This is a genomic window from Arthrobacter sp. Helios, from assembly GCF_023167125.1.
Taxonomy (GTDB): Bacteria; Actinomycetota; Actinomycetes; order Actinomycetales; family Micrococcaceae; genus Arthrobacter_B; species Arthrobacter_B luteolus.
This window is the reverse complement of sequence record NZ_CP095402.1, coordinates 2167188-2191416: the sequence shown is the minus strand read 5'-3', so window position 1 is coordinate 2191416 and position 24229 is coordinate 2167188. Positions and strand designations below refer to the sequence as shown.

Below are 24229 nucleotides of genomic sequence, written 5' to 3'. Positions count from 1 at the left end.
CACCTGTACATGGTCTCACCGCCCATAACCTGGACCAAACACCTCCGGCGCGGAGCGGGACCGGCCTGCGGAACCTGGGGCCGGGGAGCGCGTAGATTGGTGGGGTGAGAATCGACCTGCATACCCATTCCAATGTCTCGGACGGAACTGAGCCGCCCGGTGCCGTGATGGCTGCAGCCAGCGCCGCCGGCCTGGACGCCGTCGCGCTGACGGACCACGATTCCACGGCCGGCTGGGGCGAAGCGGCGGAAGCGGCGCGCGGACTGGGCCTGGTGTTTGTCCCGGGCATGGAGGTTTCCTGCCGGACGGCAGACGGTATCAGCGTGCATGTGCTTTCCTACCTGCATGATCCCGAGCACCCCGGGCTGCTGGCTGAGATCGCCAAGTCCAGGTCGGCACGTGTCACCCGGGCCGAACGGATGGTCGAACGCCTGGCAGAGGACTATCCGATCAGCTGGCAGGACGTCCAGGCGCAGGTGGCCCCGGGCGCAACCATTGGCCGCCCGCATATAGCCGACGCGCTGGTGGCAGCCGGTGTGGTCCCCACCAGATCGGCGGCTTTCGCCGGCATCCTGACGGCGCGTTCGCGGTATTTCGTGGCCCACTACGCCCCGGACCCGGCAGCGGCCGTGGAACTGATCCGCGATGCAGGAGGGGTACCCGTTTTTGCCCACCCGGAGGCTTCCTCCCGCGGCCGGGTGGTCAACGAAAAGACGTACCGCGAGATGATCGACGCCGGCCTGGCAGGACTGGAAATCGACCACAGGGACAATCCGGAAGCAGGCCGTGAATTCCTGCGCGGCCTGGCGCGGCGGCATTCCCTCCTGGTCACCGGATCCAGCGACTACCACGGCACCGGCAAACCGAATGTGCTGGGGGAGTACACCACCGACCCGGCAGTCCTGGAAAAAATGGCCGAACTTGGCACCGGAACCGGTCTGATCACTCCGTAGAGTGCCCCCGCTGGAGACCGCTATTCCGCTGCCACGGCACCACCCGGACGCGGATATAGCTCATTTCAGCAGCTTTTACAAAACGGCACCCGGCAAAGCCCTCCGAAATCCGGCCGGGCGCTTCGAAGCCTAACTGTAACAATTCATATTGCTTATTGATCAATTGAAATATGTTATGTTGTAAAAAGTCCGAGGGTGCCCGGGGATGGCATTCACGGACCGGAGACCTGTGCCCTGACGTCACAGGGTGCATCCTGGACGCAGCTTAGGCTGCAGGCCGCGGTTCGAGTGAACTCACCGCAGGCTGGGCGGCGCTGCGAGCGCCGTATCCCCGATGAGCAGGGCTGCCCGTAGGGGTTCTTTCGCGGAATTATCTGTTTCCGCACGCTGCACCTGCCATCTTTCGCAAGGTCCGCCGAATGCGGTTCGTGGCCTTTTCGCATGAGTGACCCGCGGTGCCGGACCGGCCGCGGAGGAGAGGAATATGTGGTTGACGACGGAGTGGAGTTTTATCAGCTGGGCGCATGGACAGTAGTTGCGCTGTTTATCCTGTTCTACGGCGGGACATTCCTCATGTCAGCGCTAATTGGTAAAAAGAATGAAAATGCCGACGGTTACATGACTGCCGGAAATAAGATCGGATTCGGTGTTTCGGCTGCCAGCATGACGGCCACCTGGATCTGGGCGTCCTCCATGTACGCCTCGGCAACGTCCGGTTATACCTATGGGATCTCCGGGCCAATCCACTACGGGCTGTGGGGCGCCCTGATGATTCTGTTTATCTACCCGTTCGGGCGGAGGATCCGCAAGGTTGCCCCTAAAGCGCATACCCTGGCGGAGGTTATGCGTGCCAGGCACGGAAAATCGAGCCAGCTGATGCTCGCGGGATCCAATGTGGTGGGCAGCGTCATTTCATTGACCTCAAATTTCATCGCGGGCGGCGCGCTGGTGGCACTGCTGTCCCCTTTCAGCTTTCAGCAGGGCATCGTTGCCGTGGCTGCCGGAGTGCTGCTGTATACACTGTGGTCCGGGTTCAGGGCCTCTGTCCTGACCGACTTTGCCCAGGTGGTGGCCATGCTCGGCGCCGTCGTCATCATTATTCCCGTGGTGTTTTTTGCCGCCGGAGGACCGGGAATGTTTGAGGCCGGGGCAGCAAACCTCACGGCGGAGCAATCAAACTTCTTCTCGTCCGAGGCATTCCTGAACCAGGGGGCACCCTATATTGCCGCGGTCCTTGCCTATGCCATCGGCAACCAGACCATTGCCCAGCGGCTGTTCGCGGTCCGGGAAGACCTGATCAAGAAGACCTTCGTCACCGCCACCATTGGATACGGTGCCACGGTCATCGGCATCGGCATGCTCGGCGTTATGGCACTGTACCTGGGTTTCAGCCCGGCGGAGGGCGACCTGAACAACCTCATCCCGCAGATGGCCTCCACCTACCTTGGCCCGGTTCTCCTCGGCGTTTTCTTCATCATGATCCTCGGTTCGCTTTCTTCCACCGCCGACTCGGATCTGTCCGCACTTTCGGCCATCATGATGGCCGATGTCTACGGCCAGAACATTGCCCGGAAGGGCAAGGCCAATCCCCGGACCATGCTCATGATCGGCCGGATCTCCATGGTGGTGGCAACTGGTGCCGGGCTCTACTTCGCCAGTGGACGGATGAACATCCTTGATCTGCTGGTCTTTGTCGGTGCGCTCTGGGGTGCCCTCGTTTTCCCGGTGCTGGCGAGCTTCTACTGGACGAAGGTTACAAACAAGGCCTTCACGGTCTCCGTCCTGGCGGCCCTGGCGGTTTTCATTCCCGTGCGGTTTGGCTGGCTTCCCATGGACGGGGCCACCGGCTATGTCTTTGACGCCGTCTCGGTGGTGGGCATCGGGGTGGTCCTGGGACTGATGGCCTTCGGCTTCTTCGGGCTCCGTGCCGCCCTGATCATCGGCGCGGCCGGCGCGCTGCTATCAGCACCTTTCGTGATGGGCTTCCTGCACGACTACGAAGTGCTGACCGGTTCACTGGTGGCCTATGCGGTCAGCACAGTGATCTGTTTCCTCATGTCCTTCCGCAACCGGAACGAATTCGATTTTGCGCTGATTCAGCAGCGGATCGGTGACTACGACCAGCGCCCGCCGGAACCGGCTGCATCCGCAGCCCGGTCCTGATAACGCAACCGGGTCCTGATCTAGCCACCTACGACCTTTAGGAGCATCACCATGGCAGTATTCTGGCTTACCGTTTATGTCCTTATCTGGCCCGTTGTGGTCGCCGGCACGCTGGCAGTCATCTGCCGGGGATTCTATCGGGACTGGGCCGAGTCCCGCCGTGAAGGACGCAGCATCATCTAGTTCAGTCCAGCCCGCTTCAGTCCAGCCCGCCGGAGCTGTCCAAGGCCCGGGACAGCGAAAAGCGCCGCAGCAGCAGGATTTCCTCCTGCTGCTGCGGCGCTTAAGCACACTGCGGGCTGAAGCCGGCTAACCGGCGTCGACGGTGTCCGCATCGATGCTGCTGTTCACTTCCGCGGCGTCCGCGGGTGCTGCCGGAACCGTTCCCGCCGCGCTCACAGGCGCGGCCTTCAGCGGCGGAGCAGCCTTGGCCCTGGCGCGGGAAGGCCGTGGTTTTTTGGCGGCCGCGGCTTTCACCGGAACAACGACGGCGGCGGCGTGCCCCAGCCGCTGCTCCATCACTTCGATCGCCTGCGGGTTGGCATCCACGCAGACGAATTTCCGGTTGAGCTTCGCGGCGACGGCACCCAGGGTTCCGGAACCCGCGAAAAAATCCAGGACCCAGTCACCCTCGCGGCTGCTGGCGGCCACTGCCCGGCGCAGCAGGCCCTCGGGCTTCTGCGTGGGATAGCCCGTCTTTTCCCGGCCCGTGGGGGAGACGATCGTATGCCACCAGACATCCGTGGGCAGTTTCCCCAGCGCCACCTTTTCCGGCGTGACCAGTCCCGGAGCCATGTACGGCTCACGGTCCACTTCCGCGTTGTCAAAGTGGTAGGTGTTCGGGTTTTTGACGTACACCAGGATGTTGTCGTGCTTGGCCGGCCAACGGCTCTTGGCCCGGCCGCCGTAGTCGTAGGCCCAGATGATCTCGTTCAGGAAGCAGTCGCGCCCGAACAGCGCATCCAGCATCACCTTCACATAGTGGACCTCGCGGTAGTCCAGGTGCACGTACAGTGTCCCGTCCTCCGCAAGCAGGCGCCATGCTTCGGCCAGCCGTGGTTCCAGGAACGCCCAGTAGTCCTCGAAGGCATCGTCGTAGCTGGACAGCAGGCCCTTAACCGTGGTGTAGCTCCGGCCCTTGAAACCCGTCCTGTCGCCGCTGCCGTCGGCGCTGCGGACCATGGTGGTCTGCTGGCGCCGCTGTGCCCGGCCCGTGTTGAACGGCGGGTCGACGTAGATCATCGTGAAGGCGCCGTCCGGCAGGGTCGGCAGGTAGTCCGCATTGTCTGCATGGACTACCAGCGACCCGCCGTCCGGCGTCCAGGTAGGTGTGCTCATCCGTGCCGCAAAAGTCCCGCCCTATTCGGCTGCGGGAGCCTTGCTGACCACTTCACCGTTGCGGCGGCGGGTGCGGCTGCGGTTACGGCGCGGGCGGTCCGCCTTGGGGGCGTCGCCACCGGTGGCCGGTGCTGTCTCGCCTGCTGCGGCCGGTGCCTTGTCGGTGCTGCTGCGGCGGGCTCCGTCGCGCGGGGCGCGGGTCCGCTCACCGCTGCGGCCGCTGTCGGAGCTGCGGCCGCCGCGTGAACGCGAATCCGATCCGGCATCCGAGCGGGCCGGCCGGCGTCCGCCGGACTTCCCGGTTTCGCCCAGGTCTTCTAGCTTCTCCGCATCGATGCCGGCCAGGACGCGCTTGTTGCGGGGCAGCCGGCCCTTGGTGCCTTCCGGGATGTCCAGGTCTGTGTAGAGGTGCGGGGACGAGGAATAGGTCTCCACCGGTTCGGCCTGGTCCATGCCCAGGGCCTTGTTGATCAGGCCCCAGCGGGGAACGTCGTCCCAGTCAACGAAGGTGACGGCAGTGCCCTTGTTGCCGGCGCGGCCGGTACGGCCAACCCGGTGCAGGTAGGTCTTTTCATCTTCGGGGCACTGGTAGTTGATGACGTGGGTGACGTCATCAACGTCGATGCCTCGGGCGGCCACATCGGTGGCCACCAGGACGTCGACCTTCTCATTGCGGAAGGCACGCATGGCCTGCTCGCGGGCGCCCTGGCCAAGGTCACCGTGCATGGCAGCCACGGCGAAGCCGCGGTCCACGAGTTCCTCGGAGAGCTTTGCCGCGGTGCGCTTGGTCTTGGTGAAGATGATGGTGCGGCCGCGGCCGCGGGCCTGCAGAATCCGTGCCACAACTTCGCTCTTGTCGAGGTTGTGTGCGCGGTAGACAACCTGGCGGATGTCCTTCTTCGTCAGGCCTTCGTCATCAGGATCCGCTGCCCGGATGTGGGTGGGCTTGGTCATGTAGCGCCGGGCCATGGAGACGACGGCGCCGGGCATGGTGGCCGAGAAGAGCAGTGTCTGGCGCACGGCGGGGGTGGCTGCCATGAGGGTTTCGACGTCGGGCAGGAAGCCGAGGTCCAGCATTTCGTCGGCTTCGTCCAGGACGACGATCCGCACGTTCTTCAGCGAGAGCTGCTTCTTGTTGTAGAGGTCGATCAACCGGCCCGGCGTTCCGACGACGATTTCGACGCCGGCAGCCAGCGCCTCGATCTGCGGCTCGTAGGCACGGCCGCCGTAGATGGTGACAATCCGGGCGCCGCGGCGGCGGGCAGCAGTGGTGAGGTCGCCGGCCACCTGGACGGCAAGTTCGCGGGTCGGGACCACGATCAGGGCCTGCGGGGCGCCGGGGACGGCAAGGTCCGCGTAGCCCTCATCAGCCGGGGCAATCACACGCTGCAGCGCGGGGATGCCGAAGCCCAGGGTCTTGCCCGTGCCGGTCTTGGCCTGGCCAATGATGTCGTGCCCGCCCAGCGCGACCGGAAGGGTCATCGACTGGATGGGGAAGGGATGGGTGATTCCGGCGTCAGCCAGGGACTCCACGATGTCTGCACGCACGCCGAAATCTGCGAACGTCAGTTCGGGGATTTCCGCAGCTGCTTCCGTGGTTGCCAGGGTCTCGGCTACATCGAGTTCTTCATTGCTGTCATCGGCGGTCAACTGCGCGTCGCCGATCTGTGAAAGTTCAGTGTTCAATTACATACCGTTCAGTTAGGCATTCCTGCCGGCCGCGCTCGACGAGGGGGCTGATAAAGCCCGTCCCGGAGCGGACGGCGCGCAGGTGATGCGTCCAGCGGAAGCCGATCGCGGGCTAACAACTGCTGGCCACTCCAACTGCATTCGGCAAAGGCAGTGGCCGGGAAATATCAAGATCGCGTAGGTACTGCGGGTCTCACAACCAGGTTGGTGCATGTACATACGACGTGCTTACAACTGGCTCTTCAAGATGATGGGAACGACCGGGCATCCATTTACTACCATTCCAGTCTACCCGGTACAGCCGTGCACCGGGCGCATTGGGTGCCGGCGGGCGTTCCGCGCTCCCGTGCGGACGGGGCGGGCTGCCGGCAGAACGGACTTTGAACGGCCGGGAGTGCCGCGCGTCCGCAGGCCAGGGCACACCGGTACGCTGGGGATATGAGTGAGAACAAGCCGCCGGCGGCCAGCGGCCAGGGACCCGCTGCCGGGATGCCACCGGCCTACCAGCAGTTCCTGACCGACCTGTTTGGTGTTATTGCCTATGGTGAGCTTTCCGCCTTCGAGCGGATGTCCTCCGATGCACGATTCTCACCCACTCTGCACGACCGGGCCACGCTGGGCCGGCTGGCGGTTCGTGAATACGCCCACTATGAGCGGGTGAGCAGGCATCTCGAGAATCTCGGTGCCGACCCGGAAGAGGCCATGGCGCCCTTCCAGCAGTCAGTGGATGCTTTCCACGACCGCACCCGGCCGGGGGACTGGTATGAGTCCCTCATGAAGTTCTACGTCACGGATGCGATCTCCGATGACTTCTATGCGGCTCTCGGTTCCCGGCTGGACCCGGAGAGCAGTGCCCTGATCTCCTCCCTTCACGGCAGCAGCGAAGCTCCCGGCGAAGTGCTTTTTGACCGCCTGCAGCGTTCACTCAAGGACGACCCCCGGCTCGCGTCCCGGTTGGCGCTTTGGGGCCGGCGGCTGGTGGGGGAAGCCCTGACACAGGCTCAGCGCGTTGTGATCGAACGGGCGTTTCCCAAAGGGCTGGCAGATGCGCTCAGCACCGAGGAATACGACACCCAGGTCCGGGAACTGTTCAGCCAGCTCACCCGCAACCACTCGCGGCGCATGTCCCTGCTGGGCCTGACCGCCTGAGCGCTGGCCGGGGGGGCATACATGTCAGGTAGATTCATCCGTCCGTTCCGCCGGGCTCTTGCCGCGGCTGCAGTGCTGGCGTTTGCCGCGGGTGCGGCCGGCTGCGGGGTGGCTGCTCCGGCAGCGCCCGCACCCGCAGCAACCCAGGCCGATGACTCCGTGGAGAAACCGGAGGACGAACCCACGGGGAAGCCGCAGGCCGGGGGACCGGTGCAGATCAGCGCCGAGCCCATGGCATCGTATGCCGGTCCCGTCCCGCCACCAGCCGGTGTTCCAGCTTCGGCCTGGGGCGCGATGCTGCGCTTCGCGGAACTGCGCCAGGACACCGGGCGGCCGCTGGCGGAAGCGACCGGCGACCCTGATTGCTCTCTTCCCGGGCCGGGATGTGCCTGGCCCCATGCGGCCGAAACCGTTGTGTGGTCCGCTGCCTCCGGAACCCGTGCCCTGCGGACCGAAGTCTTCACCAGATGGAAGGCAGCGGGACGCACCCAACTGGGCTGGCCTATCTCTTCGGAATACCGTTTCGGCGGGGATTACCGCACTGATTTCCAAAAAGGGTCGTTAATGTATGTTCCCCGGCTCGGACGGGTCATGGCCTATGACCCCGGCGTGGAAAAATCCGCCGTCGTTATCGGGGACTCGCAGGCCGGCAAGGACACCTGGGTAGGGAAAGGGCTGGCGTCACTTGGCTACGCTCCGGTGATCCTCGGCGCCGGCGGTACCGGGTACACCCGCGGCAACGGAACCGTGGACAGCTACCCCGAGGCCCTTGAGGAAGAGGAATGGCTGCTGCCATGGGGAACGCCCGCGCTGGTCATCCTGCAGGGCGGCGGCAACGACGCCTACGGTCCCAGCAACCAGGCGATCCGGCACAACGCCATCCAGCTGATCCGGGAAGTCCGGCGCACGTACCCCGAATCCCGGATCGTCGTCGTTGGTGTCATTGGGAGCGGCAGCGGGCGCCGCGGGGAAATTGATGACCTCATGGGCCGGGTGGCCACGGAGCAGCAGCTGGAATTCCTGAGCGTCAAGGACTGGTGGAGCAGATATGCGCTCAGTTCGAAACTGGAGGACGGGATGCACCTGGGCAAGGCCGGCCACGACGCGGCGGCACCGGTTTTTGCCCGTGAACTGAAGGGGATCCTGGACCGCCCGCGTCCTTAGCCGCGGGCTAGAGCTTCAGGATGCGTTCCAGCTCGGCGTTGTCCCGTGCGCTGCGCGGAGGAACCACGGTCAGGGCAGCGGCAACGGCCGCCGCGGGGCCGACAGCCACCGGAACAGCCCACGTCAGCCACGCAAATTCGGCGCTGGCACCGGTACCGGAAAACTGCAGGATGATCCAGGCCAGGAGCCCTGCCGCCAGGGAGATCCCCGGCAGCAGGAGAATGCCGTACCGCTGCCTGCGCCGGTCGGCACCCCAAATGATGAAACCGGCGGAGACGGTGCCGGCGGCGGCAAGAATCAGCTCCAGCATGGGTGGCCTAGAGAGCGCCGAATCCGACGCGGCGTACTTCCTCCGCGCCAATCTCGACATATCCGATAACGCCCGCGGGAACGATAATGAGGCGTCCCTTTTCATCCTTCAGGCGCAGTTCCTTCGCGCCGTTAATGGCCTCGGCGACGGTGTCGGCGACCTGGTCCGCGCTCTGCCCGGACTCGAAAACAATCTCGCGTCCGACGTTCTGGATACCGATCTTAACTTCCACCGTGGTGCCTCCTGTTTAAATGAACTCAGTGGAAAGAAATCTACTCTAGATTTCCTTGGGGAAACGGCTGATTCCGCGCCAAGCTAAACGGTAGACCAGCTCACTGGCGGCATCGATGTCCAGATCGCCGCCGGTCTCCAGCCAGTAGCGGGCGCTGACCTGCGCCATTCCCGCCATGGCCCGGCCCAGAAGGGTTGCCTCGATATGGGAGAGCTTGGTGTCCTCGGCGATCACCTCGGCGATGTCGCTGGCGAACCGTGCATTGAATTCTTCGATCCGCGAGCTGACTTCCTTGTCGCTGGTCAGGTCCGACTCGAAGACGAGCCGGTGCCCCTGGCTGTCCTGGGCCACGAAACGGAAGTAGGCCCGCATGGTCTCGCGGACCCGGAGCTTGTTATCCGTGGTGGAGGTCAGCGCGGTCTGCAGGAACCGGGTCAGCGTGCCCAGGTGGTCCTCCAGCAGGGCCAGGTAGAGTTCGCGCTTGCCGGGAAAATGCTGGTAGAGCACCGGCTTGCTGACCTGCGCGGTCTCGGCGATCTCATCCATGGCGGCACCGTGGAAACCGTGGCTGACAAAAACTTCCTGCGCCGCCTGCATCAGCTGCCTGCGGCGTTCTTCCCGGGGGAGCCGGGTGGACTTGCCGGCGGGCTGGTTGCTCACGTGTGAAGGGCCTCTCAGAGTTTTCCCGGGTTCACACCCGGCGCAATCGAACAACAGTTTACCCACCGGTAACCGGCAGGGAAGCGAACCGGGCGCCGCATGTGGCGCAGCTCTCGAATTCCCTCCGCCCGGGGGCATAGATTGGAAGGCATGAGTACTGCTGATCTGCCGCCGCTGGTCGACCCGGCCCCGGAACTGACCCGTGAAGAGGCAGAACGCTATTCACGGCACCTCATTCTCCCCGGATTCGGCGCCCCGGCACAGCTTCGGCTGAAGAACGCCCGGGTGCTGGTGATCGGTGCCGGGGGACTGGGCTCGCCCGCCCTGTTGTATTTGGCTGCGGCGGGAGTGGGAACGCTGGGCATCGTGGACGAGGACACCGTGGAAACCTCGAACCTCCAGCGCCAGGTGATCCATACAGCGGCGGATGTCGGGCGGTCCAAGGCGGAGTCCGCCCGCACCGCTGTGCTGGCGCTGAATCCGCTGGTGAACGTCGTCCTGCACGAGGTTCACCTGGATGCGGGAAATGTCCTGGAGATTTTCGCCGGCTATGACCTCATCCTGGACGGGACGGACAACTTCGCCACCCGCTACCTGGTCAACGATGCCGCGGAAATCCTGCGCAAGCCGTATGTCTGGGGATCCATCCTCCGGTTCGATGGCCAGGTGAGCGTTTTCTGGGGTGCGCACGGCCCGACCTACCGGGATCTCTACCCCGAGCCGCCCGCGCCCGGTGCCGTACCCTCCTGCGCCGAAGGCGGGGTCCTGGGCGTGCTGTGCGCCCAAATCGGATCAGTGATGGTCAACGAGGCGATCAAGCTGATCACCGGAACGGGACGCCCGCTGCTGGGCCGGCTCCTGGTCTTCAACGCCCTGGACATGAGCTGGCGGGAGGTGGGGCTGCGGGCCGACCCCGAGCGTGCACCCGTAACGGAACTCATTGACTACCAGTCCTTCTGCGGCCTTACTCCGGCCGGTGACGCTGAACCCGTCCCGAGCATCGGCGTTGCGGAGCTGGCACTGCTGCTGGCCGACCGCCGGGCCGGCCGTGCCGACTTCGACCTGCTGGACGTACGGGAGCCCGGAGAATACGAAATTGTCAGCATCGAGGGGGCGGACCTGGTGCCGCGGGCCGGAATTCTCTCCGGAAGCGTGGTTCCGGATCCGCTGCGCACCGTCTACGTGCACTGCAAGTCCGGGGGACGTTCGGCGGAGGTGACGGCCTTCCTGCGCGGCAGGGGATATGAACGCGCGTTCAACGTCAGCGGCGGGGTACTTGACTGGGTGCGCGAGGTGGAACCGCACAAACCTGTCTACTAGCCGCAGCTAATCCGGAGGAAGCTGTTAGGCGGACCGGCTGTGGCCGGCGGCTTCGTCATCAGATTCGAGGGCCGCGGTGCCGGGCTGCTCGACGGCGGCAGGCGGTGTCTCCGCGGTCTTTCCGACGGTGATCCCGTACACGGCTTCAAGCCCGCGGACGTATTCCTCCTGCTGGCCGCTGGCAGCCAGTTCGCGGGCGCGGACAGCCGGAACATGGAGCAGCGCCTTGACCATGCGGCGCATGGCAAATTCGACTTCCTCAGCGGCACCGGTGCAGCCGTGCTGGGCGCGTACCTTTTCCAGTTCCTTATCCAGTACACCGAGGGTGTGGCGGCGCAGGGCAACGATGGCGGAATCCATTTCGCGGCTTAGCTGGGCTTCGGAGAAGGCCTGGGCTGCGTCTGAAACGATCCGGTTGGCCTGCTGGAGGGACTCGGCCTGCTCAGCCGGGGCTGCGAGCCGGACGGATTCGAGGGTGATGAGGTCGACACCGTCAATTTCGCGGACGTCAGGATCGAAATCATGCGTCAGGGCGAGGTCGATGATGATCAGCGGTTTGCCGGACTCCGCCCGAACCCGGCGGATATCATCGGCGCTGACCTGGTTCTCGGAGCCGGAGCAGCCAATCACAACGTCCGCGCGGGCCACTGCCGGTCCAAGGGCAGCACTGTCCAGGGCGGTTCCGCCGCGCGAAGCGGTGAATGACTCGGCGCGGCCGGAGGACGAATACACAGAGATGTCGGTGCAGCCGCGCTCTTTCAGGAGGGCCATGGTGGCTCCCGCATAGGCGCCGGTGCCGAAGACGACGACTGCCTTATTCCGCCAGTCAATGTCCTCGGAAAGATCGGTGGCAAGTTCCAGGGCGACCGAGACGATGGAGAGGCCGCGCTTGCCCAGCGCCGTCAGCGCACCAACGTCCTTGGCGGTGCGGGAGGCTGTCTGGAAGAGGCGGGTCAGGGTACCGCTGGCGGTTCCCTTTTCCTGTGCCTCGATCAGCGCGCGGCGGACCTGGCCGGCAATTTCGCGTTCACCAACGACGGCGGAGTCCAGTCCGGCGCCGACAGCGAACAGGTGCTTGGCTACATCCTGGCCCGTGTTGGTGGTGAAAGAACGGGATACAAGGTCCTCATCCAATCCGGAATGCCGGCTGATTTCGGCAATCGCAGCAGAGCGTGCGGCCTCGACGTCCGCATCGGAGCGGGCTTCGCAGTAGACCTCGAACCGGTTGCAGGTGGCAAGGATCACTGCCCCCGATACCGCCGGGCCGCTTTCCAGCAGGGAGGAAGGGACCTCGGGCGCGCCGGCACTGAGCCGGGCAACGGTTTCCAGGTCTACGTCAGAGTGTGTCGCAATAAGGGAAAGAAGTACCACAGTGGCTTAATAGTAGCCACGCAATCGGTATTCGGTGGCATCGGAGCCTCCAAAGACCGGCAGATGACGGGTGATCCGGGACGCATCCGGCAGTGCCCGGCCGGCCGCCAGGCGCCCGGTGCGCTGCCCCGGTTATCCTTCCGCGGGAAATTTGGGGAGAATCAGTTCATGACTCTCAGCGCCACTCATCCGCTCATGGATGGCCGCACGGCCGATTCCCCGCTCATCACCGCCTACCGCGGCGGAACTCCCTCCCGGAGGCCGGTCTGGTTCATGCGCCAGGCCGGGCGGTCGCTTCCTGAGTACCGGAAGCTGCGTGAAGGCACCGGCATGCTGGAATCCTGCCTGCTGCCGGAAATGGCCTCCGAAATCACCCTTCAGCCGGTGCGCCGCCATGACGTCGACGCGGGTATCTTCTTCTCCGACATTGTGATCCCGCTCAAGCTGGCCGGGGTGGACGTGGATATCGTTCCGGGTGTGGGCCCCGTGCTTGGATCTCCGATCCGCAGCGCCGCCGATGTTGCGGCCCTGCCGCAGCTCACGGAGGCAGCCCTGGAGCCGATCCGGGAAGCCGTGCGCCTGACCGTGGACCAGCTCGGCAAGACTCCACTGATCGGTTTCGCGGGGGCCCCGTTCACCCTCGCGGCCTACATGGTGGAGGGCCGCCCGTCCCGGGACCACCTGGGCCCGCGCACCATGATGCACGGCGACCCGCAGACGTGGAAGGCGCTGACGGACTGGGCCGCAGATGCCTCCGGCATGTTCCTGCGCGCGCAGCTGGAAGCCGGTGCCAGTGCCGGCCAGCTCTTCGATTCCTGGGCCGGTTCCCTCAGCCTGGCTGATTACACCAACCACGTTGCACCGGCCTCCGCCCGGGCGCTGGACCACGTCCGTGACCTGGGGGCGCCGCTGGTGCACTTTGGCACCGGGACCTCCGAGCTGCTGGCCGCGATGCGCGACGTCGGCGTCGACGTCGTGGGTGTCGACTACCGCCTGCCGCTGGATGAGGCCAACCGCCGCCTCGGCGGCAGCGTGCCGCTGCAGGGGAACATCGATCCGGCGCTGCTCTCAGCCCCGTGGGAGGTTTTGGAAGCACATGTCCGCAGCGTGCTCGCCGCCGGAGCCGCAGCCCCGGGCCACGTCGTGAACCTGGGCCACGGCGTGCCGCCGGACACCGACCCGGAGGTGCTGACGCGGGTCGTGGAACTCATTCACTCAGTGGAGCCGTAACCATGCCCGGCACCGCATCCCCGCGCCGGTCCGCCGTCGTCGTCGGCGGCGGAATCTCGGGACTCATCGCCGCCCGTGATCTCTCCCGCGAAGGCCTGGAGGTTACCGTCCTCGAAGCCGGGACACACTTCGGCGGCTGTGTCGGCAGCCATCAGGTAGCCGGACTGAGCCTGGACAGCGGCGCCGAATCGTACGCCACCCGGTCTCCGGCGGTACCGGCCCTGATTGAGGAACTGGGACTGGCGGGGAACATCGTCCAGCCACATCCCGGCGGTGCCTGGCTGCAGCTGGGCGGAACCGACCTGGCACAGTCTGCGCAGCGGATGCCGCAGAGCGGGCTGCTGGGCATTCCGGCCGATCCGCGCGCTGACGAAATCGTCAAGGCCATCGGCCGGGTTGGGGCCGCGCGTGCCGCCCTGGACCGCGTGCTGCCAGTCGCAGCGCTGCTGCGCAAGGACAAGGTGAGCCTGGGCGAGGTGGTGCGCGCCCGGATGGGCGAGGCTGTCCTGAAGCGGCTGGTCGCACCGGTGGTCGGCGGAGTCTACTCCGCGGATCCGGACGTGCTCGACGTCGATTCCGTGGCACCCGGACTGCGCAAGGCGATGGCAGAGCACGGCTCGTTGTCCGCCGCCGTAGGAGCCATGCGCAAGGCTGCTCCGGCCGGATCCACAGTTGCGTCGCTGAAAGGCGGCATGGGGACGCTGACAAGGGCGCTGACCTCTGACCTCTCGGCCCGTGGCGTCCATCTGGAAACTGGCACACCAGCCGTCAGCATCGAACGGACCGGAACAGGATTCCGGATCGCCGCCGGGGACCGGGTTCTGGAAGCCGACGCCGTGGTTGTTGCCACGGAGGGACCGGCCGCCGTCGATCTGTTGGCCCGGGTAGTGCCTGAGCTGGCGGACTACCGCCCCGAACCCGGGCCGGGGGTCGCGCTGGTAACGCTGGTGGTGGACCAGCCGGAACTGGACGCGATGCCGCGGGGCACCGGTGTTCTCGTGGCCCGTGACGCTGACCCGGTGCAGGCGAAGGCCCTGACCCATGCCACCGCCAAATGGCAGTGGCTGGCAGATTCCACCGGGCCCGGTACACATGTGCTGCGCCTGTCCTATGGGCGCGGTCTGGGGGCGGGGGAGGAAGCCGACACCACGGCCCTGCGGCCGGATGAAGAACTCTTCCGGGCGGCCCTGGCGGACGCGTCCGTGCTTTTGCAGACACCGGTGGAGGAAGCCGATGTTATCGGCTGGGATGTTGTCCGCTGGGTGGGCGCCCTGCCGTCTGCCGCCGTCGGGCACGCGGACCGGGTAGCCGCCGTCCGCTCGGCCGTTGCCGCAGTCGACGGGCTGGAAGTGGTGGGTGCCTGGCTGGCAGGGACCGGGTTGGCAGCTGTTACCTCCGATACCCGCCACCGAAGCCTCCGCCTCGCGGAAGCAGTCCAAACCGTGGAATAATCGGTTTTGTTCTACAGAACGTAGAAGTTCGCATTTCGCCTAAGTCTGTCCAACGCGGCAGACTGTTAAACATGAGTGAGCCCATGGGTCAGACCGCATCTGTCACAGCCGAAACACAAGAACAGTTCTTCACGCTCTGGACCGTTTTCAAGCGTTCCGAACTTCCCCGCGAGACAACAGACAACGCCGTCAGCGACTTTGAAGTCCTGGAAAAGGGCCTGGCTGCGGAGAACGTTACGCTCCGCGGTATCTACGATGTCTCGGCCATGCGCGCCGATGCCGACATCATGGTCTGGCTGCACGGCAGCCAGCCCGAAGCGCTGCAGGCCGCAGTGCGCCGGATCCGCCGTTCGGAGCTGTTCTCCGGCACCGAAATCGTATGGTCCGCCATGGGCGTGCACCGCGACGCCGAGTTCTCCAAGGACCACTGGCCTTCCTTCTCCCGCGGCATCGCGCCCGAAACCTGGGTGTGTGTTTACCCGTTCGTCCGTTCCTACGAGTGGTACCTGCTGCCTCCCGAAGAACGCGGCGCCATGCTGCGCGATCACGGCAAGCTCGGCCGCGAGTTCCCGCAGGTCCTCGCCAACACGGTGGCGTCCTTCGCCCTGGGCGACTGGGAATGGCTCCTGGCACTGGAGGCTCCGGAACTGGTGGACCTCGTGGACATGATGCGCCGCCTGCGCTCAACCGAAGCGCGCAACCACGTGCGTGAGGAAATTCCGTTCTACACCGGCCGGCGCATCCCCGCCGCCGAAGTTTCCGAGGTGCTCAAATGACATCCCTATCCACCGAATCCCAGGACGGCTTCAACCCCTTTGAGGGTGTCGGGGAGGACGGCGTGATGGCTCCGGCCAAGTACGACGCCATCCTGCTCGCTTCCTTTGGCGGACCCGAAGGCCAGGAAGACGTTATTCCGTTCCTCCGGAACGTCACCCGCGGCCGCGGCATCCCCGACGAACGCCTTGAAGAGGTGGCCACCCACTACCGCGCCAACGGCGGCATCAGCCCGATCAACGAGCAGAACCGTGCGCTGAAGGCCGCGCTGGAAGCTGAACTCAAGAGCCGCGGCATCGACCTTCCGGTGCTGTGGGGCAACCGCAACTGGGACCCGTACATCAAGGATGTCCTGCAGGACGCCTATAACACCGGTTACCGCCGCCTGCTGATGGTCACGACCAGCGTCTACTCCAGCTACTCCAGCTGCCGCCAGTACCGCGAAGACCTGGGCATGAACCTCATCGCGACCGGCCTGGACAAAAAGCTCCAGGTGGACAAGGTCCGCCAGTACTTCGACCACCCCGGCTTCGTGGAGCCTTTCGTCGAAGGCACGCGCGATTCCCTGGCGAAGGTCCGCGAACAGCTGGCCGCCGCAGGCAAGGCGGACGGAAAGATCGAAGTCCTGTTCGCGACCCACTCCATCCCTACGTCCGATGCCGAGGCATCCGGGCCCCGGGACCGCGAATTCGAAGAAGGCAGCGCCTACGTTGCCCAGCACCTGGCGAACGCCCGGGCCATCATGGACCGGGTCCCTGAAGCAGCCGGCTTGGACTGGCAGCTCGTGTACCAGTCCCGCTCCGGTTCGCCGCACACCCCGTGGCTGGAACCGGACATCAACGACGCGATCGCCGAACTGCCTGCCAAGGGCGTCGACGGCGTCGTTATTGTTCCGCTGGGCTTTGTCAGCGACCACATGGAAGTCATCTGGGACCTCGATACAGAGGCCATGGAGACCTGCTCCGAACTGGGCCTCGCCGCCCACCGCGCACCGACTCCGGGCATCCACGGGAAGTTCGTGGCCGGGCTGGTTGACCTGGTCTGCGAACGCACGTTGGAGAACACCATTTCCGAGCGTCCGGCTCTGACAAAGCTTGGCCCCTGGTACGACGTCTGCCGGCCCGGCTGCTGCGCAAACCTGCGCGGCGAAAAGCCGACCATCGCGGGCGCCGATTCCACGGTGGGTGTGCAGTAGTGGCGCATTCGCCTGTCCTGATCGGTACGCGCGGCTCCGCGCTGGCCGTCACCCAAACCACGACGGTCGCCGAAACCCTGTCCGAACTGGGCGGCTTCGACGTGGAACTGGTCCGGGTGAAAACCGAAGGTGACATCAACCGGGCAGCGCTTTCCCAGATCGGCGGCACCGGCGTGTTCGTGGCCGCGCTGCGTGAATCGCTGCTTGCCGGTGACTGCGACGTCGCCGTGCACTCGCTCAAGGACCTGCCTACGGCTGAGGCCAGCGGACTAACCATCGGGGCGGTTCCCGCCCGGGTGGACGTGCGCGACGCCCTCTGTGCGCGGGACGCTCTGACACTGGGGCAGCTGCCTCCCGGCGCCAAGATCGGCACCGGCTCTCCGCGGCGGGCAGCCCAGCTGCGCGCGGCGCGTCCGGACCTTGAGATCGTTGATATCCGCGGCAACGTGGATACCCGGCTTGCCCGCGTGGCGGGACTGGTCGACGGCGGACCCGGGGACCTCGACGCCGTGGTGCTGGCGGCCGCCGGTCTCTCCCGGCTGGGCCGCCTCGAGATGGTGTCCGAATTCCTGGACCCGTCAGTGATGCTCCCGGCCCCCGGCCAGGGCGCACTGGCAGTGGAATGCCGTACAGCCGATGCCGCCGAGGGCCCGCTGAGCCGGGCGCTGGCAGCCTACGACGACACCGCGAGCCGGCTGACGGTGACCGCTGAGCGCGCACTCCTGGCGCGGCTCGAAGCCGGCTGCACGGCTCCGATCGGTGCACTGGCACGCGTCACCGAACTGGGCCTCGCGCTTGAAGCAGTGGTCTGCAGTGATGACGGCGCCCGAACGCTGCGGCGCTATTCCTCCACCTCGCAGGCCGACGAGGACGGCGCCCGTGCCCTGGGCATCCGCATGGCCGAAGAATTGCTGGCCGCCGGTGCTGCGGAGCTGACGGAACTCGCGTCCTGATGAAGAGCTGAGGCTGGCCCCGATGACCACCGACCGCGCCAGGCCGGCACCGCCCGTGGCCGGAGGAACTCTCTCCGGTACCGACGTGGTGCTGCTCCGGACCCCGGACCGTGCGGCTCCTATGGCGGCGGAGCTGCAGGCGCGCGGAGCGCGGGTCCATCTGCTCCCATTGATCGACTTCCAGTTGCCGGCGGACACCGAACCGGTGTCCGCCGGACTCCGGGAACTCGGGGAGCGGACCTTCGACTGGATCATCTTCACCTCGGCAACCACCGTGCGGGCACTGCACCGGTTTGCCGCAGACACCGGGCGGACGCTGCCCGGACTGACCTCAGGCACCCGGGTAGCCGCCGTCGGCGCAGGCACCCGGCAGGCGCTGTCCCGGGAGGGCATCAACGCTGACCTTGTGCCGGAAGCGGACCAATCCGCGCGCGGCCTCGCCGCAGCCTGGCCGATGCCCGGACCCGGCCGGAACCGGCTGCTGCTGCCGCAGGCCGACATCGCTGACCCGTTCCTGCGCACCGCCCTGGCGGACGCCGGCTGGGAGGTTTCCGCGGTCACCGCCTACCAGACGGTCGACTACCCGGCACCGGCAGAACAGCGGCTGGAACCCGAGGCCGCGGCGCCCGGCGCAGGGAGCACCGCCGATCCCGCTCAACTGACGCCGGCTCAGTACCGGCGGTTCGCCGTGGCTGCCGCAGCCGGCGGCGCATCAGCACCGCACGCCGTCGTCGCCACCTCGCCAAGCACGGCCCGGCGGTTCGTCCGGGACGCCCTGGTGCCGGGCACGGCAGTGCTGGCCGCCATCGGGGATCCAACCGCCCATCAGCTCCGGTCCCTGGGCCACCCGCCGGAAGCCACCGCTTCCGCGCCAACGCCGGCCGGAATAGCCGACGCCGTCGAAGCAGCCCTTGCTGCACACCGGATTTCCCATTCCCCTCGAACGGAAGGCAGAACATCCTCATGAGCTTCCCCCAGCACCGCCCCCGCCGGCTGCGGACCACCCCGGCCATGCGCCGGATGACCGCCGAATACCGGCTTGATCCCGCCGAACTCGTGCTCCCGGCCTTCATCCGGGAGGGCCTCACCGAGCCGAATCCCATCAGCTCCATGCCCGGCGTCGTCCAGCACACCACCGAAACCCTCAAGCGCGCGGCTGCCCAGGCCGTGGAGCTGGGAGTCGGCGGCATGATGCTCTTCGGCATTCCGGCAGTCCGCGACGCCGCCGGCAGCGCCGGCACCGATCCGGACGGTGTCCTGAACAAAGCCATCGCGGATGTCCGCGCCGAGGTCGGCGACGACCTGGTGATCATGAGTGATGTCTGCCTTGATGAGTTCACCGATCACGGGCACTGCGGTGTCCTGGACACCAACGGGGTGGTGGATAACGACACCACCCTTGAAATCTATGGCCGGATGGCTGTGGAGCAGGCCCGTGCCGGTGCCCATGTGCTGGGCCCGTCCGGCATGATGGACGGCCAGGTCGCCGTGATCCGCCAGGCCCTGGACGACGCCGGTTTCCAGGACGTCTCGGTCGTCGCCTACGCGGCCAAATACGCCTCAGCCTTCTACGGGCCGTTCCGTGAAGCCGTGGATTCCCAGCTCAAGGGTGACCGCCGCACCTATCAGATGGATGCCGCGAACCGCCGCGAAGCGCTGCTCGAGGTGGAACTGGACCTCGAAGAGGGTGCGGACATGGTGATGGTGAAGCCCGCCATGAGCTACCTGGACATCCTGGCCGACGTTGCTGCCATGTCTCCGGTCCCCGTCGCGGCGTACCAGATCTCCGGCGAATACGCGATGATCGAAGCTGCGGCCGCCAACGGCTGGATTGACCGTCGCCGCGCCATTGAAGAATCCGTCCTCGGCATTAAGCGTGCCGGCGCAAACATCATCCTTACGTACTGGGCTGCCGAGCTGGCCGCCTGGCTGAAAGAAAGCAAGTAATGACCCAGACAGTCTCCTCCGAAGAGCTCTACGACCGCGCCCGTGCCCTGATGCCCGGCGGCGTCAACTCGCCCGTGCGCGCTTTCGGATCCGTGGGCGGAACCCCGCGCTTCCTGGTTTCGGCCAAGGGCCCGTACGTGACGGACTCCGAGGGCCGTGAATACGTGGACCTGGTCTGCTCATGGGGGCCGGCGCTGGTGGGCCACGCACACCCCGATGTCCTGGCTGCCGTTCATGCTGCGGTGGACCGGGGACTCTCCTTCGGTGCCTCGACCCCCGCAGAAGCTGATCTTGCGGCCCTGGTGATGGACCGGGTAAAGCCCGTGGAACGCCTGCGTATGGTCTCCACCGGCACGGAAGCCACCATGACGGCAGTGCGTCTTGCACGTGGTTTCACCGGCCGCAACCTGGTGATCAAATTTGCCGGCTGCTACCACGGCCATCTGGACGGCCTGCTGGCATCCGCCGGGTCCGGTGTCGCCACCCTGGCGCTGCCCGGATCCGCCGGTGTCACCGAAGCGACCGCCGCGGAGACGCTGGTGCTTCCTTACAACGACGTAGCTGCTGTGGAGGCAGCGTTCGCTGAGCACGGCGCGAACATCGCCGCCGTGATTACTGAAGCAGCTCCGGCGAATATGGGCGTGGTTACCCCGGCGGAAGGCTTCAACGCAGCCCTGTCCCGCATCACCACCGCCCACGGTGCACTGCTGATCCTGGACGAGGTACTCACCGGCTTCCGCACCTCGCCGGCCGGATACTGGGGCCTGACCGGTGCGAAGGAAGGCTGGACGCCGGACCTGTACACCTTCGGCAAGGTCATTGGCGGCGGGATGCCGGTGGCAGCCTTGGGCGGACGCGCCGAGGTCATGGACTACCTGGCACCGCTTGGACCGGTCTACCAGGCAGGCACCCTGTCCGGTAACCCGATCGCCATGGCCGCCGGTGTTGCCACTCTCACCGCGGCAACGCCTGAGATATACGCGAACATCGACGCGCGTTCTGCCCAGCTCTCCCAAGCCGTCTCCGATGCCTTCGCTGCTGAAGGCGTGAATCACAGCATCCAGCGGGCCGGCAACCTGTTCAGCATCGCCTTCGGCACCGCGGAGCACGGCGTGCACAACTACGCCGATGCACTGGCCCAGGAGGCGTTCCGGTTCAAACCGTTCTTCCACTCCATGCTGGACTCCGGCGTCTACCTGCCGCCGTCGGTCTTCGAAGCGTGGTTCCTCTCCGGTGCGCACGACGACGCCGCCATGGAACGGATCCTCGCTGCGCTGCCGGCAGCTGCCAAGGCAGCGGCTTCGGCGAAGCCCGAGTAACACGGCGAAGCCCGGGTAACGCAGCGAAGCCCGGGTGACGCCGTGAAGCCCGGGTACCGTTGTGAAGCCCGGGTGACGCCGTGAAGTCCGGCTAACGCGGCGAAGCCGCAGCGGCTCCACAGCAGGGCTGGCCAGGTTCCCCCGGGAGCCTGGCCGCTGCCGTTTACGGCCCGGCTGCCGGACCAGGGCGGGGCTATCCCAGGACGTCCCGCCTGCGCAGTGCCGCGGCAGCCGCCACTGTGAACACGGCGCCTGCTGCAGCCAGAAGTGCAAGCCCTGGCACATCGAATCCCTCCGCGAGGGGCGCATTTCGGTACGCCCAGGAGTAGGGGGAAATATCCCTGAGCCAAGCCAGGTCAGCGTCCTGGTTGGCCAGGGCATTCAACACGTATCCGTACGCCGCGGCGGCGGCCCCTGCACCCAGTGCCACCGAACGGCGGCCTGTGGCTGCGCCTACGGCAAGGGCGAGGCTTCCGGCGAGGAAGCCCAGGCCAAGCCAGGCTGCTTCCACGGCAAGGAGGTCCGCCGGTTCCAGTCCCAGCTGGGAAGGACCGTTGAGGATCAGGATGACGGCCGTGGTGTATACCGCGAACCAGAGCAGCCGGGTGAACAGGCCCAGTGCGGATTCCAGGGCGTACTGCGCCCGTCCCACCCCGTGGGACAGAACCAGCTCCAGGCGGCCCGACTCCTCGGCGCCGGCTACCGCCGTCGACCCCCAGGTGACCGCCGCAATGGTGATGAAGACAAAACCAAGAAGTCCGAAGAACGCTCCCTGGACGTAGCCCGGTCCGGAAAAAATGTCGGCATAACCCAGGGCACTGACCAGTTCCGGCGGCAGCCCCTCGATCAGGTTCCGCATGTCCGCCCCGTTCATGGACGGGTACAGCGGCAGATACAGCAGCAGGGCCGCAGTCAGGGCCAGCGTCCAGACGAGGGTTGAACGCCAGGTATCCGTTACTGAACGCCGGAAGACGGGCAGCGGGCGGGGAGCGAACGCAGTCCCGGCGGTCACGGCGCTGCCCGCCCTTTACCTGCCGTTCCTTTACCGGCCCGTGGAACCTCCGCAGCCCGCCCGTAGAGGCTGAGCACGGATTCCTCCAGATCAGGCTCCTCAACCGCCAGGTCCACAACCTGATACCTGGCCAGCACCTTCAGGAATGGATCCACGCCGCCTTCGAGAGTGCCCTGCACATGCACGGTATTTCCCTGCGCTGTGACCGTGCCCGTGAGACCGGCGGAGAGTTCAAGTTCGCCCTGCAGCCGGTCCGGTTCAGCTCCGGTAACGGAGGCCCGGACATGCCGCAGGTTGTTGAGCCGCAGGGAGGCGACGTCTCCCTGCGCGACAACACGCCCCTGGGAGAGCACCGCCACCATGTCGGCGGTCTGCTGGATTTCGCTGAGCACGTGGGAACTGAGCAGTACCGTGCGGCCGGCGGTCCGTGCCTCGCGCACCATTGCAAGGAATTCCTGCTGGATCAGGGGATCGAGGCCGCTGGTCGGTTCGTCGAGAATCAGCAGGTCAGGGTCGTGCATAAACGCCTGGACCAGTCCAAGTTTCTGGCGGTTGCCTTTGGAGAGCGCGGAGACGGGGCGGGACAGATCCAGGCCGAGGCGTTCAGCGAGCAGATCGATCTTCCCAGCCGGGACCGGGGAGCTGATGTCAGCGAAGTGCCGCAGCAGGGTCCTGCCGCGGATCCGGCCCTCCAGCCGAAGATCACCCGGGATAAAACCGATCCGGCGGCGCAGTGCCGCCCCGCCGGTACGCGGGGACAATCCCAGAACCAGCGCTGCCCCTGACGTCGGGCGGATGATGTCGAGCAGCATCCGCAGCGTTGTGGTCTTTCCCGATCCGTTGGGTCCGATCAAACCGACGACCGTCCCAGGCTCGACGCTGAGGTCCAGAGAGACGACGGCAGTGGTGCTCCCATACCGCTTGGAGAGCTCATGGGTCTCGATAGCTGGCATCGCGGGTCCCTTCGAGAGGTGCGGCGACGCAGTGCTGCAGTCCCGCGGATCTCCCTGGCCGGTACGGATAGGGTACGTCTCTCTGCGCCGCAAAAGAACATGCCCCGCACCCTAAGGGATGCGGGGCATGCTGCTGGGCCAGACAGTCTTAGAAGGCTGCGGTGACGTCGCCGTTCGGCCACTGCTCTTCGATAAAGGCCTTGACCTCAGGGGAGTGCAGGAGCTCGTCGAGCTTCTCGATCCGTGCGTCCTTGTTCCCGGCCTTCCAGACCAGGAGGTTGGCGTACGGGTTGGCATCGAGCGACTCCACCAGGAGCGCATCATCGGTGTTCAGCCCGGCATCCAGGATGTAGTTGCCGTTGATGATCGCCAGGTCCACGGTGGGATCGGAAAGATCGTTGACCAGAAGTTCGGCTTGGTTTTCCACGAAGTCCAGGTTCTTCGGGTTCTGCTCATCGGTCAGGGAGATCACCGAGGCGTCCTCCTCGATGTCCTTCAGGAGACCGGCTTCTTCCAGCAGGGCCAGGGCCCGCGACTGGTTGGACGGATCGTTGGTGATGGCCACGCGGCCGCCGTCAGCAACCTCGGAGATATCCTGGTGCTTTTCGCTGAAGACGGCGTAGGGCTCGATGTGGATTCCCTCGCCGTGCTCGAAATCGTAGCCCTGGTCCGCGATCTGGGCCTCGAGGTAGGAGAGGTGCTGGAAGTAGTTGGCATCAATCGAGCCGTCGTCCAGTGAAATGTTAGGAGTCACGTAGTCGTCGAACGGCACAACCTCGAGTTCGAGCCCGGCGTCCGCGGCGAGGTTCTCGGCGACGTACTCCAGGATGACGGCGTGCGGCTGGGGGCTGGCACCCACAGTCAGCGTGACCGGGTTGGCGGGATCGAGGCTCTCCACAGCGCTGGAGGAGGATTCGGAACCCCCGCAAGCCGTCAGCGCCAGAGCCGCGGCCACGCCGGTGGCCACGAGTGAAATTGCTTTCCGCATCGGATGCGTTTCCTTTCAAATGTCGGCCGGGTGAACCGGCCGGCTGTTATGCAGCTAG

23 protein-coding genes are annotated in these 24229 nt (G+C 65.9%); 14 read left to right on the top strand and 9 right to left on the bottom strand.

The annotated features are described in order from the left end of the window. Positions 1–104 precede the first annotated feature (104 nt). From ArtHe_RS09800 to ArtHe_RS09790, 3 genes are all read left to right on the top strand, one after another. Positions 105–953 carry a PHP domain-containing protein gene (locus ArtHe_RS09800; RefSeq protein WP_248316638.1) on the top strand — a complete coding sequence of 283 codons (849 nt, stop codon included), beginning with the start codon at positions 105–107 and terminating at the stop codon, positions 951–953. Positions 954–1526: 573 nt separating this feature from the next. After that, positions 1527–3116 carry a sodium:solute symporter family protein gene (locus tag ArtHe_RS09795; RefSeq protein WP_248319739.1) on the top strand — a complete coding sequence of 530 codons (1590 nt, stop codon included), beginning with the start codon at positions 1527–1529 and terminating at the stop codon, positions 3114–3116. Positions 3117–3167: 51 nt separating this feature from the next. Beyond that, positions 3168–3299, top strand: a complete 132-nt coding sequence (locus ArtHe_RS09790; protein WP_248316637.1) for a putative transporter small subunit — start codon at positions 3168–3170, stop codon at positions 3297–3299. 126 nt (positions 3300–3425) lie between these two features. On the opposite strand, the gene ArtHe_RS09785 is transcribed toward ArtHe_RS09790, so the two are convergent. Together ArtHe_RS09785 and ArtHe_RS09780 are read right to left on the bottom strand one after the other, a co-directional pair. Then, on the bottom strand, positions 3426–4454 hold the full coding sequence (locus ArtHe_RS09785; RefSeq protein ID WP_282568676.1) for a site-specific DNA-methyltransferase: 1029 nt from the start codon (positions 4452–4454) through the stop codon (positions 3426–3428). 21 nt (positions 4455–4475) lie between these two features. After that, positions 4476–6140, bottom strand: coding sequence for a DEAD/DEAH box helicase (locus tag ArtHe_RS09780; RefSeq protein WP_248316636.1), 1665 nt, complete (start codon positions 6138–6140; stop codon positions 4476–4478). A gap of 441 nt (positions 6141–6581) precedes the next feature. On the opposite strand from ArtHe_RS09780, the gene ArtHe_RS09775 reads away from it, so the two are divergent. After that, on the top strand, positions 6582–7292 hold the full coding sequence (locus ArtHe_RS09775; RefSeq protein WP_349238348.1) for a ferritin-like fold-containing protein: 711 nt from the start codon (positions 6582–6584) through the stop codon (positions 7290–7292). Between the two features lie 21 nt (positions 7293–7313). Then, on the top strand, positions 7314–8456 hold the full coding sequence (locus ArtHe_RS09770) for an SGNH/GDSL hydrolase family protein (protein WP_248316635.1): 1143 nt from the start codon (positions 7314–7316) through the stop codon (positions 8454–8456). A gap of 7 nt (positions 8457–8463) precedes the next feature. On the opposite strand, the gene ArtHe_RS09765 is transcribed toward ArtHe_RS09770, so the two are convergent. The 3 genes from ArtHe_RS09765 to ArtHe_RS09755 are packed head-to-tail and all read right to left on the bottom strand — an operon-like array spanning position 8464 to position 9658. Next, positions 8464–8766, bottom strand: a complete 303-nt coding sequence (locus tag ArtHe_RS09765; RefSeq protein ID WP_248316634.1) for a hypothetical protein — start codon at positions 8764–8766, stop codon at positions 8464–8466. Between the two features lie 7 nt (positions 8767–8773). Next, positions 8774–8998: a DUF3107 domain-containing protein gene (locus ArtHe_RS09760; RefSeq protein WP_248316633.1), complete on the bottom strand. Its 225-nt coding sequence runs from the start codon at positions 8996–8998 to the stop codon at positions 8774–8776. A 45-nt stretch (positions 8999–9043) separates the two neighbouring features. Further along, a complete protein-coding gene (locus tag ArtHe_RS09755; RefSeq protein WP_248316632.1) occupies positions 9044–9658 on the bottom strand; it encodes a TetR/AcrR family transcriptional regulator in 615 nt (204 codons plus the stop codon). A gap of 150 nt (positions 9659–9808) precedes the next feature. On the opposite strand from ArtHe_RS09755, the gene moeB reads away from it, so the two are divergent. Next, on the top strand, positions 9809–10978 hold the full coding sequence (gene moeB, locus ArtHe_RS09750; protein WP_248316631.1) for a molybdopterin-synthase adenylyltransferase MoeB: 1170 nt from the start codon (positions 9809–9811) through the stop codon (positions 10976–10978). 24 nt (positions 10979–11002) lie between these two features. On the opposite strand, the gene ArtHe_RS09745 is transcribed toward moeB, so the two are convergent. Further along, a complete protein-coding gene (locus ArtHe_RS09745; protein WP_248316630.1) occupies positions 11003–12349 on the bottom strand; it encodes a glutamyl-tRNA reductase in 1347 nt (448 codons plus the stop codon). A 168-nt stretch (positions 12350–12517) separates the two neighbouring features. Here ArtHe_RS09745 and hemE point away from each other — a divergent pair, with 168 nt between their 5' ends. The 8 genes from hemE (at position 12518) to hemL (ending at position 21218) form a co-directional block, all read left to right on the top strand. Then, complete coding sequence (gene hemE / locus ArtHe_RS09740) at positions 12518–13579, top strand: uroporphyrinogen decarboxylase (RefSeq protein ID WP_248316629.1); 1062 nt, start codon at positions 12518–12520, stop codon at positions 13577–13579. A 2-nt stretch (positions 13580–13581) separates the two neighbouring features. Further along, positions 13582–15030, top strand: a complete 1449-nt coding sequence (gene hemG / locus ArtHe_RS09735; RefSeq protein ID WP_248316628.1) for a protoporphyrinogen oxidase — start codon at positions 13582–13584, stop codon at positions 15028–15030. A 71-nt stretch (positions 15031–15101) separates the two neighbouring features. After that, complete coding sequence (gene hemQ / locus ArtHe_RS09730; RefSeq protein ID WP_248316627.1) at positions 15102–15806, top strand: hydrogen peroxide-dependent heme synthase; 705 nt, start codon at positions 15102–15104, stop codon at positions 15804–15806. Further along, the gene (locus ArtHe_RS09725; RefSeq protein ID WP_248316626.1) at positions 15803–16999 is read left to right on the top strand and encodes a ferrochelatase; all 1197 of its coding nucleotides are present in this window, start codon (positions 15803–15805) and stop codon (positions 16997–16999) included. The genes hemQ and ArtHe_RS09725 overlap by 4 nt, the downstream gene beginning before the upstream one ends. After that, complete coding sequence (gene hemC / locus ArtHe_RS09720; protein ID WP_248316625.1) at positions 16999–17952, top strand: hydroxymethylbilane synthase; 954 nt, start codon at positions 16999–17001, stop codon at positions 17950–17952. The genes ArtHe_RS09725 and hemC overlap by 1 nt, the downstream gene beginning before the upstream one ends. A gap of 22 nt (positions 17953–17974) precedes the next feature. Then, the gene (locus ArtHe_RS09715; protein ID WP_248316624.1) at positions 17975–18919 is read left to right on the top strand and encodes a uroporphyrinogen-III synthase; all 945 of its coding nucleotides are present in this window, start codon (positions 17975–17977) and stop codon (positions 18917–18919) included. Then, the gene (gene hemB / locus ArtHe_RS09710; protein WP_248316623.1) at positions 18916–19899 is read left to right on the top strand and encodes a porphobilinogen synthase; all 984 of its coding nucleotides are present in this window, start codon (positions 18916–18918) and stop codon (positions 19897–19899) included. The genes ArtHe_RS09715 and hemB overlap by 4 nt, the downstream gene beginning before the upstream one ends. Then, positions 19899–21218, top strand: a complete 1320-nt coding sequence (gene hemL, locus ArtHe_RS09705; protein WP_248316622.1) for a glutamate-1-semialdehyde 2,1-aminomutase — start codon at positions 19899–19901, stop codon at positions 21216–21218. The genes hemB and hemL overlap by 1 nt, the downstream gene beginning before the upstream one ends. Before the next feature lie 193 nt (positions 21219–21411). On the opposite strand, the gene ArtHe_RS09700 is transcribed toward hemL, so the two are convergent. The 3 genes from ArtHe_RS09700 to ArtHe_RS09690 all read right to left on the bottom strand — a co-directional run bounded on the left by ArtHe_RS09700 (position 21412) and on the right by ArtHe_RS09690 (position 24171). Then, positions 21412–22230 carry an ABC transporter permease subunit gene (locus tag ArtHe_RS09700; protein WP_248316621.1) on the bottom strand — a complete coding sequence of 273 codons (819 nt, stop codon included), beginning with the start codon at positions 22228–22230 and terminating at the stop codon, positions 21412–21414. Further along, a complete protein-coding gene (locus ArtHe_RS09695) occupies positions 22227–23183 on the bottom strand; it encodes an ABC transporter ATP-binding protein (RefSeq protein WP_248316620.1) in 957 nt (318 codons plus the stop codon). The genes ArtHe_RS09700 and ArtHe_RS09695 overlap by 4 nt, the downstream gene beginning before the upstream one ends. A gap of 148 nt (positions 23184–23331) precedes the next feature. After that, complete coding sequence (locus tag ArtHe_RS09690) at positions 23332–24171, bottom strand: MetQ/NlpA family ABC transporter substrate-binding protein (RefSeq protein WP_066295681.1); 840 nt, start codon at positions 24169–24171, stop codon at positions 23332–23334. Between the last annotated feature and the right edge of the window lie 58 nt (positions 24172–24229).

Excerpts from the sequence above, each read along its gene's own strand:
- ArtHe_RS09770 (WP_248316635.1), top strand. The coding sequence starts at position 7,314 with ATGTCAGGTAGATTCATCCGTCCGTTCCGCCGGGCTCTTGCCGCGGCT.
- ArtHe_RS09690 (WP_066295681.1), bottom strand. The coding sequence starts at position 24,171 with ATGCGGAAAGCAATTTCACTCGTGGCCACCGGCGTGGCCGCGGCTCTG.
- ArtHe_RS09775 (WP_349238348.1), top strand. The coding sequence starts at position 6,582 with ATGAGTGAGAACAAGCCGCCGGCGGCCAGCGGCCAGGGACCCGCTGCC.
- hemB (WP_248316623.1), top strand. The coding sequence starts at position 18,916 with ATGAGCTTCCCCCAGCACCGCCCCCGCCGGCTGCGGACCACCCCGGCC.
- hemE (WP_248316629.1), top strand. The coding sequence starts at position 12,518 with ATGACTCTCAGCGCCACTCATCCGCTCATGGATGGCCGCACGGCCGAT.
- ArtHe_RS09695 (WP_248316620.1), bottom strand. The coding sequence starts at position 23,183 with ATGCCAGCTATCGAGACCCATGAGCTCTCCAAGCGGTATGGGAGCACC.
- ArtHe_RS09795 (WP_248319739.1), top strand. The coding sequence starts at position 1,527 with ATGTCAGCGCTAATTGGTAAAAAGAATGAAAATGCCGACGGTTACATG.
- ArtHe_RS09715 (WP_248316624.1), top strand. The coding sequence starts at position 17,975 with ATGACCACCGACCGCGCCAGGCCGGCACCGCCCGTGGCCGGAGGAACT.
- ArtHe_RS09765 (WP_248316634.1), bottom strand. The coding sequence starts at position 8,766 with ATGCTGGAGCTGATTCTTGCCGCCGCCGGCACCGTCTCCGCCGGTTTC.
- hemL (WP_248316622.1), top strand. The coding sequence starts at position 19,899 with ATGACCCAGACAGTCTCCTCCGAAGAGCTCTACGACCGCGCCCGTGCC.
- ArtHe_RS09785 (WP_282568676.1), bottom strand. The coding sequence starts at position 4,454 with ATGAGCACACCTACCTGGACGCCGGACGGCGGGTCGCTGGTAGTCCAT.
- ArtHe_RS09725 (WP_248316626.1), top strand. The coding sequence starts at position 15,803 with ATGACATCCCTATCCACCGAATCCCAGGACGGCTTCAACCCCTTTGAG.
- ArtHe_RS09790 (WP_248316637.1), top strand. The coding sequence starts at position 3,168 with ATGGCAGTATTCTGGCTTACCGTTTATGTCCTTATCTGGCCCGTTGTG.
- moeB (WP_248316631.1), top strand. The coding sequence starts at position 9,809 with ATGAGTACTGCTGATCTGCCGCCGCTGGTCGACCCGGCCCCGGAACTG.
- hemG (WP_248316628.1), top strand. The coding sequence starts at position 13,582 with ATGCCCGGCACCGCATCCCCGCGCCGGTCCGCCGTCGTCGTCGGCGGC.
- hemQ (WP_248316627.1), top strand. The coding sequence starts at position 15,102 with ATGAGTGAGCCCATGGGTCAGACCGCATCTGTCACAGCCGAAACACAA.